Origin of the sequence: Agrilactobacillus composti DSM 18527 = JCM 14202 (genome assembly GCF_001436375.1) — a bacterium.
Lineage (GTDB): Bacteria > Bacillota > Bacilli > Lactobacillales > Lactobacillaceae > Agrilactobacillus > Agrilactobacillus composti.
Map to the genome: position 1 here is coordinate 23,197 of NZ_AZGA01000065.1, position 11,597 is coordinate 34,793.

An 11,597-nucleotide genomic window follows, 5' to 3' on the forward strand; every position below is an offset into this window, starting at 1 on the left:
TTTCAAAACAAAAGCGTTTGGCAATCGTTCATGCCGATTACGCAAACGCTGTGTAATAAATTCTAGGGCGCTTTGGGCGCTTGTTTTTGTTGAAAGGCAACTTTAGCCTGTAATTTATAAGGGGTGGGGACTTCAGAAATCGCCCCTTGATCCAAGACTTTTTGCGGGCCGCCGAAAACTTTCAAGTCGGCGAGGGCCAATTTGTAATTAGCCATGGCTTCATCAATATTGGACAAGCCCACGTGAGCCAGATGACCCACGGGTTTAGCGGTCAAGGCATTGAGCCCGGCTAAGATGATCACATCTTGATCTTGAATTTGCAGGTTAAAGAAAGGCAAGGCCGTGGGGTGCGTGATTTTAGTCACAGGTTGATTCTTTTGTAATTTTTGCGAAATCTCTAAGTCCGATAATTGGTCAAAGCCATGATCTAACAGGGCCTGGTGTTCTAACTCTTGGACCACACTGCGCAGATTGTCTTGTTCTTGGCTACTGATGTTGATCGTAGCTGGGACCAAACTGTTTTCATTAAAGAGGCCAGCTGTGGGGACATTTTGGATCTTGGTGGCTGGGGTCTGCTGACCTTGTTGTTGGGCCTGCTGTTGGGCTACGGCTTCTTTTGGTGGCCCCCCTAAAAGTTTTTCTATTTTAGGAGAAATATCAAACTTCACCGTTTTTTGGGTGAAGTAAAAAATGATATTTAAAATGCAGAAGTACAATAAAATTAAGAAGACGAGTAGGTAGAGGATAGCCCGGGGATAGTACTGGTAGCGAAAAGCGTGCAGGGCTAAGTATAATAGGTAGAAATTACCTAAGGACGCAATCACGGTGTAAATTTGATTGCGGGGTTTGTTATTGATATTAAAATAACCCAAAAAGTGATTCAGGGTATCTAAAATGGTTAACATGTCATCACCTAGTTTTTAATTAGTGGTTTTATTTTGGGGCGTAGTGTTGCCAGATGGCGTCGTGGCCCCGCCTGTGGTGGTGTTATCTTTGCTGGTGTCGTTGGAGTTTGTATTGCCACCGCTATTGGTGGTATCCCCACCAGTGGTGCCGCCGCCGGTGTTCGTATTGCCATTATCCGTAGTATTGCCTTGATTGCCAGTCCCAGTATTATTGTTGTCTTTACTGGTATTATTTTGCTGATTGCCATTGGTATCATTGTCATTGTCGTTGGTGGTGTTATTGCTGCTAGAACTGCTGGCACTGGAACGACTTTGACTGCTTTCACTGCTGCTTTGGGAGCTGACACTAGAACTTTCATCTGAAGGTTTAGATTCAGAGCGGCTGGAAGCACTTGATTTAGAATTGGATTCAGCAGGGGCTTTGCTAGATTTGCTGGTGCTGCTACTGGTTTTTGAAATATTGTTGCTGGGTGTGGTTTTCACCGGTGCAACTTGACTGACACCAAAGTTGATCACCGAAACGGACAAAATCAAAGAAACGATGGCCGCTGGTGTCAAAAATGGTGGCGTACGATAAGCCATATAATTCACCTCATAAGTATTATAAATGACATTTATGAATTTTTGATGCTCAAGCTTCCATTCTACAGGCTAAAGTCTTAGCTTTCAACCGTTACGGTGGCGGAGGTTATGCCATAGCTGGGGATGGCGGCGTTGGGCCAAGCCACATCAATTTGGTTGGGGCTGGTATAAACGAAGGTACCGGTGTCATTGACCACCCGATGGATGGTGGTGCCATCGGCGAAGACGATTTTTAACTTGGTGCCCTTGGGATAGACCGCCAAATTAGCAGCTACCCCATTATAGCCCATGGTGGAGCCTAAAACAGCTGGGTCATAAAAAGAAATTTTTACGCCAGTCGCCGTGGGGCCGCTGGGGGTCAAATTCAAGCCGTTACCTGAAAAAATGGCCGCCGTATTGCTGCGTTGTTGGTCAGCGGCGGCTTGGGCTTGGGCCTGTTCTTGGGCCTTGGCTTTAGCCTCCTGTTCAATTTGTTGAATTAAGGCTTCTTTTTGGGCGGTGAGTTGGGCCATTTGCGTCTGGTTTTGGGCCATTAACTGCTTTAGGTGGGTCAAGTCCGTTTGTAATTGGGCTTTGGCTTGATCTAACTGTTGTTGTTGGGCGACTAATTGGGCTTGTTTGGTCAATAAATTGGCCTGGGTGGTCTTAAGGGCTTTCAAACTGACGGCGACGTTATGGATGGCCAAGTCATCGGCTTGTTGCACGGTTTTGATCACATAGACTGCTTGGGACAGTTGGGTCAAAGAATTGGCCTGGAGCACAGCCTGGATTAAATTGGGAGTGGGGCCTTGGCGTTGGATGGCCCTGAGGCGCTTTTTCACAGCCTGCCGCCGTTGGGCTAAGCGCTTAGTTGCCAAGGTCAAGTCCCGTTGGTTATAGTGGAGCTGTTGTTGGGTTTGATTTAATTGTTGTTGTAGTTGATTGGTTTTAATGGTTTGGCTGCTGACCACGGCCATCTGGGCATTTAACTGGTCGTTTAATTGGTTCTGTTGGGTGGCGATGGCCTGATTTTGGGCATCTAAGTCACTGAGGGCATCCCCCAAAACAGGTGTTGGCGCTATACTGCCTAGACCAAGCCCCAGTAATAGCAGGGCCAATACGTAACCGGTGTACTTTTTCATCTGATTCCTCCAAGCCAGTGTAGGGCGTTTTTTAAGGCAGCGCCACAAGTAAAACGCCGGGCATACTATAATTATAAAACATTCCCCAAGTCCTGCCAAAGGCCAATTCTGGCACGTTGGATTGACCGGCATTCGGGGTATGATTAGCAACGTTTAGGAATCGATTTCAGTAAATCGGTCTGTGCCAATTTAAAGCTCCGCCAAGGCTTGCGCCCGTGTAAAGTTGAATTCAGCGCTGGTTTAACATTTCAAAAACGAACAATTTTTCTGAAATGTCCAACAATTTTTGGATAAATTCAGTTTATGTTTTACTTTTATGACGAAATAGGTCTTCCTTTCAGAAAATAGATACCCCTGGCACTATGTCATAGTTTATTTAACATATTTTGCCGGTTTTAGATGAATATAATTGCTTTTTTGTTATATACATTTTATATTATAGTAGAGAATAGAAACTTTGGTAAATTGGTGTCAGTCTATCATTGTTTTAGTAGGGGATAAGAAAATGAACGAAAAAAATCTTAAGTTAGCACTACCAACCACCGAAAGCCAGGCTAAGCTTTCTATACCAAGGGATATTACCCAGGAAGAATTGAATATTTTTGCCAAAGGATTAAATGATTTGTTGCAGCGGTTGACCGAGTTAAATCCGGATTTAAAAATTCCAGAAACACCGGTGGAAGAGACACCTGCCGACAGCGCGGCGGAACATGTCGTGGTGGCCGGCGATGAAGTGGGGGGCTTTGTGACATCGGTGAAGGATCAAAGAGAAGCCATTGCCAAAAAGGCGGGCTTGTTCCTGCGCAATTACCGGGAAAAGCGGGCCTTTCAACGGACGGAGATTTCCGAACAAACGGGGATGTCTTATTCCAGTGTGTTTAATTTGGAAAAAGGGTCCAGTGTCCCATCTCTGGAGACGCTGGCCCGCTTTGCCAATGTTTACGGCTGTGATGTCAAAGTGACTTTTGTGAAGAATGAGCAGTTTGACAACAATCAGCATTAATTGTGTGGTACCAACAGACAACTAGGAGGTTTTTGAATGTCATTTTATAAAGTTACTTCTAAGCTTTTAGCAGAAGGCCAACAAGTGTTAACCAACACCGGCAACCATGAATATCTTACCGATGAACCAATTGCTTCTAGAGGGACCGATTTAGCACCAAATCCGGTGCAATACCTCTTAGGGTCATTGGGTTCTTGTTTGGCCATCACCGTCAAGGGCCAAGCTGGCAAACGGCATATTGAGATCCAAGATTTTGAAGTCACGGTCAGCGGCAATTTGGAAATGGGCGGCTTACACGATCCTAACATCCACAATCAATTTACCGAAATCACTTACCACGTGGTGATGCACTCTAATTTAAATCCCACTGATCAAAGTGCGTTCTTGCAAGATTGTGTTGATTTATGCCCGGTCCATGGCACCCTGTCCGTGGCCGTACCGGTAGATGAAGTTTAAGCGGATACATTTTCAAAAATTAAATGTTGTACAATCTATTTACCCACGCTATACTAGAAGGGTAAACAAAAAATATTCAGGAGGTTATCAATAATGGCAGTTAGTTATGAAGATATGAAAAAGATTTCAGTCAAAACAATGGTCAATGAAGGCGGTCGTGAAGGCGAATCTAAGGCACCTAATGGCTCCTTAGATGTCCGGACATCCATGTCTGACAAACCGGGCACCACCACACCGGAACAATTATTTGCCGCTGGTTTTTCAGCTTGTTTCAACGGCGCCATGGTTTTCCCATTGGAAGCCGCTGGCAAAGGGGACTTAAATCGGACAGTGCGGGCTGAAGTGGAATTATACAATGGCCCTACAAAAACTGATTTCAAACTCAAAGTTCATCTAATTGGCCATGTGGATGGTCTCAGCCCTGAAGAAACAATTGGGTTTATGAAAGAAACTGAAAACATCTGTCCTTATTCTAAAGCCATCGTTGGCAACGTAGAAGTGGACTTAAGCGCTGAATAATTTTTAAATAACTTTACTGCCGGTGGCGTCTTGCTGCCGGCATTTTTAGATGGTACCGCAAAAAAAGCATGATCAACTTGACCACGCTTTTTTGTTTGGTGCTATTGAAAGAAAAATGGGTTTGAAAGCTAGGGTTATTCTGTCCGCAGGGCGATGGCGGCGTCTTTCTTGGCGGCCATCCGGGCTGGGATATGCCCCCCTAATACGGTGAGAATAGTGGAAATTATGATCAAGATCACCCCATGAATTGGATTCAAGTGGGAGACATTGGCTAGGCCAGTGATGTTCTCCAGGATCAAATTGATTGGGAAGGTGGCTAACCAAGCGATCAAGACCCCTAAGATACCGGCCCCGACCCCTAGGATAACTGTTTCAGCATCAAAGACCCGGGTGATATCTTTCTTCCGGGCCCCCAAGGCCTTTAACACCCCAATTTCCTTGGTCCGTTCCAAGACTGAAGTATAGGTGATGATGGCGATCATGATCATACTGGTGACTAAGGAAATACCGGCAAAGGCCACTAAGACATAGGTGATGGCACTCATCAAACCACCAGTGAGACTGGAGACGGTGCCGGCTAAGTCAGTGTAGATAATCTTGTCGGCTTTACTTTTATCCTTATTGTACTTTTTCAGGTAGGTCAAGATTTTATCCTTGTCGTCAAAGTTGTTGGGATAGATTTGAATGGCCGCGGGGATTTTGTCGCCCCCCAAGTAAGCCAGGACCGTTTTTTTAGAACTGCTGGTCAAGGTTTCGTTGGTCATCACGTTGGTATCACTATTCTTTTGGGCGTTGACGATGGCGGAATTTTGGTTTTGGTCAATCACCGCACTGCTGAGGCGATCAGAATAAGCGATGCCGCTGGCCAGCATCCCGTCGGACTTCTTAGACTTGACCCGCAGGACACCGGCGATTTTCAAAGTCTTGGTGTCCTTGGCGTTGGCCATGTCGTTATAGTCGGTCTTGGGGATGAAGTTGCCGGTGGGCACTTGTTGATAGTAGTCGTTGTTAGCCACGACTTTGATGGTTTGACCCACCAGATCCTTGTAGTTGTACTTTTGATTTTCTTTGACCTTAAAGCCCAGGTTTTTCAAGCTATTGATATTCAAAGTATTGTCCCGGTTCACAATTAAGACCACGTCAGTTGCGGCGGTGGGATAACTGCCGGATAGGACTTTATAGTTAGTTTTGAGATAGGATTGTTTGCCATAACGATCCACCGGATAAACGGAGCCGCCTACCCCCAGGGTGGCCATCATAGCACTGGGATCCGCTCCGGTATTTTCAGGGTTGCTGTTGGAGAACTTCACGGGCTTGTACTGGCCATTGATGTCCCGGACCAAATTGAGCCCGGTGGCATAGGTATAACTGATATTTTTAGCCAGTTTTTTATCCAAGCCATTTAAGTAATTCAAATAGTTTTGGTCGATTTTGTTCAAATGTTGGGCCTTATCCGAAGCGCTAGTTTTGGCGGTGACCCGATCACTTTTAGAAAAGCCCTTTTGCTGTTCTGGCTGTTGGGAGGTGTCTTGGCCTTGGCGGGCAATGGTGATGGGGTACTGGGCTAGCGTTTCCCCTTCGGTTTTATCAATTTGGGTTTGAAAACCCGTGGACAAGGCTAGCACGATGGCCACACTGATGATCCCGATACTGGAGGCAAACATGGTCAAGAAGGTTCGACCCTTTTTGGTTTTGATATTGGTGAAGGATAATTTCAAGGCCGTCCAAAAACTCATCTTGGTGCGCTTTAGGGTAAAGTGGTCGTCAGCTTCGTGTTCATCATATGGGGCTGAGTCATCTTGAATTTTACCATCGGCAAAGTTAATGATCCGATCGGCATATTCCTTGGCCAGTGAGGGGTTATGGGTGACCATGATGACTAAGCGTTCTTTAGACAGGTCTTTGATCAGCTGCATGATTTCTTCACTGGTAACGGAATCCAAGGCCCCCGTGGGTTCATCGGCCAAGAGGATCTCAGGGTCGTTGGCGATGGCCCGGGCAATGGCCACCCGCTGCATTTGGCCCCCGGAAAGTTGGTTCGGCCGCTTGTGCATGTGTTCCGCCAAACCGACTCGGGTCAAAGCATCTTCAGCCCGTTGCTGTTTTTCCGCCTTGGGCACGCCAGAAAGGGTCATCCCCATCTCCACGTTATCCAGAATACTTAAGTGACCGATAATATTATAGCTTTGGAAAATAAACCCAATGGAATTATTGCGGTAGGCATCCCAGTCTGCGTCTTTAAATGTCTTGGTGGACTTGCCTTCAATGATCAAGTCCCCAGAATCATAGCGATCCAGGCCGCCGATCATGTTTAATAAGGTCGTTTTCCCGGAACCGGACGGACCCAGGATGGCGACGAATTCCTGTTGGCGAAAGGAGACGGAAACATCGTCCAAAGCCTTAGTGATCGTGTCGCCCACGTGGTAATACTTCTTGATATGCTTGAGTTCCAGCATTGAATTCGCTTTCTGAATATGTCCAAATGGCGTACCATCCAGTCCATGGTGATGCTTCGAATTTAGACCGTTAAGAACATATTAGGGGCATCGATTTGTGATACACGTAATATAGGTATATTAAGCTACTGCAACCCAATTGTCCATCCAACCAAAGTCTGGACTTCATTTCGTGAAAGCGCTAGCGTTAGCTGCCGGGCCAAAGCGGCATTGGGGCAAAGGGCGATTTTCAACCGGGTTGCAACCCCTGGGCGGGTATTTGGCTATTGTCGTGGTTATGGCAGCATAGTTAACCTACGGTGTGAATTGGGCCCAAAAAGTTTCAAAAAATGTCGGCGTTGATAAAAGCGGTATCTCCTGTTATTCGCTGTTAAATCAAGACCTAACACCTAATAAAAACTATTGGTATATTTCTAATCGTGTGTTAATATAGCTAACATATTAAACTTAGTTCACATGGAGGAATAGATTATGAGTGGTGCAAATACGGCTTTTGTCCTGATTTCCAGCATCTTGGTGCTTTTTATGACACCGGGCTTAGCCTTTTTCTACGGCGGGTTGGTGTCCCGGCGTAACGTGGTTAATACCATGTTCTCAGTCTTCTTTATTTGTGGGATCGCTGTTTTGTTATGGGTGGCTTTTGGGTATGAACTATCCTTTAATGGGAATATCGGCGGCATTATTGGCACGGTATCCCATTGGTTCATGAGTGGCTTGAATTTGACCACATTAACCGCTACGAAGATCCCTACGGGCGTTTATATGTTGTTCCAGATGATGTTTGCCATCATTACGCCAGCTTTGTTCGTGGGAGCCGTGGTGGGGCGGTTACGCTTTAACTTCTTGATGTGGTTCATTGTTTTATGGTCTATCTTGATTTACTATCCTTTGGTACATATGGTCTGGAGTCCCAACGGCCTCTTAGCAGGTTTAGGGGTCTTGGATTTTGCCGGGGGCACCGTGGTCCATATCAACGCGGGGATCACCGCCTTGATGTTGTCGATTTTCTTAGGCAAACGCCTAGATTATGGTAAAGAAGAGGAGCACTATAACATTCCTTGGGTACTGCTGGGGACGGCGATTCTTTGGATCGGCTGGTATGGTTTTAATGCCGGTTCTGCCCTGGGGGTAGACAATGTGGCTATGCAAGCGGCCATTACCTCCACGGTTTCCACGGCGTCGGCCATGATTACTTGGATGGTCTTAGACATTATCCGCTTGGGTAAACCTACGTTGATTGGGGTGTGTACCGGGACCTTGTGTGGCCTGGTGGGCATTACACCGGCTACGGGTTATGTGACGGTGTTGGGGGCTTTTTGGATCGGCCTGTTGTGCACCGTGGTCAGTTATATCTGGGTCAACTTCTTTAAAGAAAAAGTCGGTGTGGACGATACCTTGGATGCCTTTGGGTGTCACGGGGTCTCTGGGATCGTGGGCAGTATTGCCGTGGGGCTATTTGCCACCAAGTCCGTGAACTCAGTGGTGACCACTAACGGGCTCTTTTACGGCGGCGGCGCCAAGTTATTTGGGATTCAATTGATCGGCACCTTTGCCACCATCGCCATCGTGTCCATTGTGGGGACCTTGATCATCTTAGGACTGCGTTTGGTAGTTCGGATGCGGGTGGATGAGGCTGAAGAAGTTCAGGGGCTGGATATGGGCGAACACGGTGAGGCCGTGGATTATACCATTCATCTCTCTGAAGAAATCGATGCCTTTAAGACCGACTCTGGGGATGTGCAAACCTTCCCGGACGAATTTAAAGGACAACTGCGAGGCTTTGACACCACCACCAATAATCTGCGGGAAACCCCGCAAACACCCCATCGACCCCGTTAATGGGTTTGTTGGACTAAGTTGAACACACGTCATCACAAAATAGTAAAGACCGCTGCTGGCACTTCATGTGTCCGCGGCGGTCTTTTTAAGGCCATGCCTAGGCCCAATTGATTTCAAGCCTAAAAATAGGTATGATTATGCTTATACAGAAATTTAGGTGAGCGTAATGAGGACTGTTTTAGGAAATTATTTTAGGCGTGGCTGGCAGCGTAACTTAGCTGTTTTGTGGTTCGGCTGTTTTATCACCGGCTTTGGGAACTCCATGACCATGCCATTTCTACCATTATTTATTGATACATTGGGTAAATTTACCCCCTGGCAATTGAACATTTTAAGCGGGACGGCCTTTGCCATTACTTTCTTGGCCAAAGCTGTGGTTTCCCCGGCTTGGGGGCGCCTTGCTGATCGTAAGGGCCGCCGGGTGATGTGCCTGCGGGCGGCCGGGGTCATGGCCGTGACCATCACTGCCATTGGCTTTACCAGAAATGTCTGGTTATTGATCGTGTTGCGGGGGATTCAGGGGGGCTTTTCTGGGTATATCAACAATGCCCAGGCCATGATCGCCACCGAATCCCCCCGGGATAAAAAGGGCCAAGCCATGGGAACGCTAGCCACGGGCCAGGTCACTGGGACTTTATTGGGACCGTTGATCGGGGGCTTTTTAGCCGATAGCTTTGGTTATCGGGCGTCCTTTTTCATTGCTGGCTTTTTAATGTTAGTGGTATTTTTGACCACTATTTTCTTTGTCCATGAAGACTTCAAACCGATTGCGGCGGCTGCCATGCGCCCAATTAAAAAAGTTTTCCATCAATTGACGGCTCCCCGTGTGTTGATCGGGACTTTTATCACCACCTTGGTGGTGCAGGCTTCAGCTAGCTCCATTCAGCCTATTGTCAGTTTGTTTGTTCGGCAATTGCTCCATGGCCGTGGGGATGTGGCCTTGATCAGTGGGGTGGTTTCAGCAGCCCCGGGGATGGCCACTTTGATTGCCGCCTCGTTAATGGGGCGGGTCATTGACCACGTGGGTCCCCAAAAGATTTTAAATATCGGCTTAATTACCGCAGTTTTAGTCTTGGTACCCATGATCTTCCTCCAAGATGTGAAACAATTTATTTTCTTAAGATTCTTGTTTGGCTTATCAGATGCGGCGGTTATTCCGGCTTATCAAACTTTGATGACCTTGAATTCGCCGGCGGATGCTTTTGGGCGTATCTTCAGTTATTCCCAGTCATTTCAAGCCATGGGCAGTGTCCTGGGTCCCATGTTAGGGGCGATGATCGCCAGTGTCACCGGGTACCGGAGTGTCTTTGTATTGACCTTGGTCTTAGAAGTGATTTGTTTAGGGTATGTGGTCTTTGCGGCTAAATATCCTAAGCGCAAGGCTGCGGCCTAAATAAATAAGCGCCGGCAAACCTGTTTGAAACCAGGTTTGCCAGCGCTATTTTTATGGAGAAAATTAGCGGGTTATAAAACAACTTTACCCACGATGCGGAAATCTTGAAAATCACTGATGATTCGATCAGGGTACTTGGGATTGAACGATTCTAAGCGGGCATGGTCAGTTTCAAACCAAATGCGTTTTAAAAAGGCGTCATTGTCCACAATGACCACGCCGATGGCCCCGTTGGAGAGTTCTTCTTGCCGTTTGACAAATACCAGGCTCCCATCCTTGAAGACTGGCTCCATACTATTCCCGTTAACAGTTAGACAAAAATCAGCTTCCCGGGGAATTTGGCTGGCGGGGAGTTCTTGATCTTTTTTACCGAAGTCGATCATGAATTCACCGGTACCCGCAGAAACGTAACCGTACCAGTCGATTTCCTTCAAAGCATCGGGATTATCGGCATCTGCTTGGTCAGCTTTGTCTTTGGCGGGGCGAACCGCATGTCTAGGTTGGGTAAGGGCTTCAAGTTTCTTTTGTTCAATCAACTGATTGTTGGCGAAATCATAAACCTTATGTTGACGCGTTGTTGTCAATTTGCGGTAGATTGGTAAGATCTCAGAATCAGCCTCATCCGGTTGACCATCGGTTAGATAACCAACACTGACGTTAAATAAGTCTGCCATTTTTTGTAAAACACCCATGCGGGGCGTCTTGGAGCCGGTTTCCCAGTTAGAGACAGATTGCTTGGAGACGCCGATCCGTTCGGCCAACTCGCCTTGGGTCAAACCGAGTTTAGAACGTGAAACTAATATTTGTTGAGGAATTTTATTTTCGCTGGACACGATGCGTACCCTCCTTATTCTTATGGTTATTATTATAGGCGTTATATCGCTTAAAGTCAACTTCTTGATAACAGTTTTATGAAAAGTTATTTACAAATAAGCTGACATGGTTTAGACTGAAGTTATTCGAACGTACATACAAAAATTTCAAATCACTATGTATTCAGCAATCTTGCGTTGAATTCTAAAAAATATCGTCGCAAAAAGATTGACCTCGAAGACGGTCAACTGAAGACTAATCAAAATAATACTTCATCATATGAGGCAAGGAGCGATGCATCATGCGGCAAGCAACCAGTCAATGATTCTCGGCACTAAAGTACCAAGCTTGTCTCTCACCACCAAGTGGCGAGGGCATCTGGATAGATACCTTTAGACTTACGCCTAACGCTATGTGGTCTAACAACCTTCCGGTCTCCCACGTAGTTTGCGTTTGATAAGCACGCGCTGTGTTGGCGTTACTTACTGCTGGGTCTTACTTATCTAAGGA

At 46.6% G+C, this 11,597-nt stretch carries 10 protein-coding genes; 5 read left to right on the plus strand and 5 right to left on the minus strand.

Features of this window, described 5'->3' with window-relative positions; translation table 11 throughout:
* Positions 1-62 precede the first annotated feature (62 nt).
* From FC83_RS10615 to FC83_RS17455, 3 genes are all read right to left on the minus strand, one after another.
* A complete protein-coding gene (locus tag FC83_RS10615) occupies positions 63-905 on the minus strand; it encodes a DUF6681 family protein (RefSeq protein WP_035451816.1) in 843 nt (280 codons plus the stop codon).
* Positions 906-920: 15 nt separating this feature from the next.
* Positions 921-1,487, minus strand: a complete 567-nt coding sequence (locus tag FC83_RS10620) for a hypothetical protein (RefSeq protein WP_052004535.1) — start codon at positions 1,485-1,487, stop codon at positions 921-923.
* Between the two features lie 77 nt (positions 1,488-1,564).
* Positions 1,565-2,608 carry a coiled-coil domain-containing protein gene (locus FC83_RS17455; RefSeq protein WP_236700830.1) on the minus strand — a complete coding sequence of 348 codons (1,044 nt, stop codon included), beginning with the start codon at positions 2,606-2,608 and terminating at the stop codon, positions 1,565-1,567.
* A 505-nt stretch (positions 2,609-3,113) separates the two neighbouring features.
* On the opposite strand from FC83_RS17455, the gene FC83_RS10630 reads away from it, so the two are divergent.
* The 3 genes from FC83_RS10630 (at position 3,114) to FC83_RS10640 (ending at position 4,586) form a co-directional block, all read left to right on the plus strand.
* Positions 3,114-3,611, plus strand: coding sequence for a helix-turn-helix domain-containing protein (locus FC83_RS10630; RefSeq protein ID WP_035451814.1), 498 nt, complete (start codon positions 3,114-3,116; stop codon positions 3,609-3,611).
* 36 nt (positions 3,612-3,647) lie between these two features.
* The gene (locus FC83_RS10635) at positions 3,648-4,067 is read left to right on the plus strand and encodes an OsmC family protein (RefSeq protein WP_035451813.1); all 420 of its coding nucleotides are present in this window, start codon (positions 3,648-3,650) and stop codon (positions 4,065-4,067) included.
* A gap of 93 nt (positions 4,068-4,160) precedes the next feature.
* Entirely contained in the window at positions 4,161-4,586 is a 426-nt protein-coding gene (locus tag FC83_RS10640; protein WP_057002759.1) for an Ohr family peroxiredoxin, read from the plus strand.
* Between the two features lie 134 nt (positions 4,587-4,720).
* Here FC83_RS10640 and FC83_RS10645 read toward each other — a convergent pair whose 3' ends face one another.
* The gene (locus FC83_RS10645; protein WP_035451812.1) at positions 4,721-7,042 is read right to left on the minus strand and encodes an ABC transporter ATP-binding protein/permease; all 2,322 of its coding nucleotides are present in this window, start codon (positions 7,040-7,042) and stop codon (positions 4,721-4,723) included.
* Between the two features lie 471 nt (positions 7,043-7,513).
* Here FC83_RS10645 and FC83_RS10650 point away from each other — a divergent pair, with 471 nt between their 5' ends.
* Positions 7,514-8,881 carry an ammonium transporter gene (locus FC83_RS10650; RefSeq protein ID WP_057002760.1) on the plus strand — a complete coding sequence of 456 codons (1,368 nt, stop codon included), beginning with the start codon at positions 7,514-7,516 and terminating at the stop codon, positions 8,879-8,881.
* Between the two features lie 166 nt (positions 8,882-9,047).
* The gene (locus FC83_RS10655) at positions 9,048-10,274 is read left to right on the plus strand and encodes an MFS transporter (protein ID WP_057002761.1); all 1,227 of its coding nucleotides are present in this window, start codon (positions 9,048-9,050) and stop codon (positions 10,272-10,274) included.
* Positions 10,275-10,345: 71 nt separating this feature from the next.
* Here the strand turns inward: FC83_RS10655 and FC83_RS10660 are convergent, their stop codons facing one another.
* Positions 10,346-11,107 carry a helix-turn-helix domain-containing protein gene (locus FC83_RS10660; protein ID WP_052004533.1) on the minus strand — a complete coding sequence of 254 codons (762 nt, stop codon included), beginning with the start codon at positions 11,105-11,107 and terminating at the stop codon, positions 10,346-10,348.
* Between the last annotated feature and the right edge of the window lie 490 nt (positions 11,108-11,597).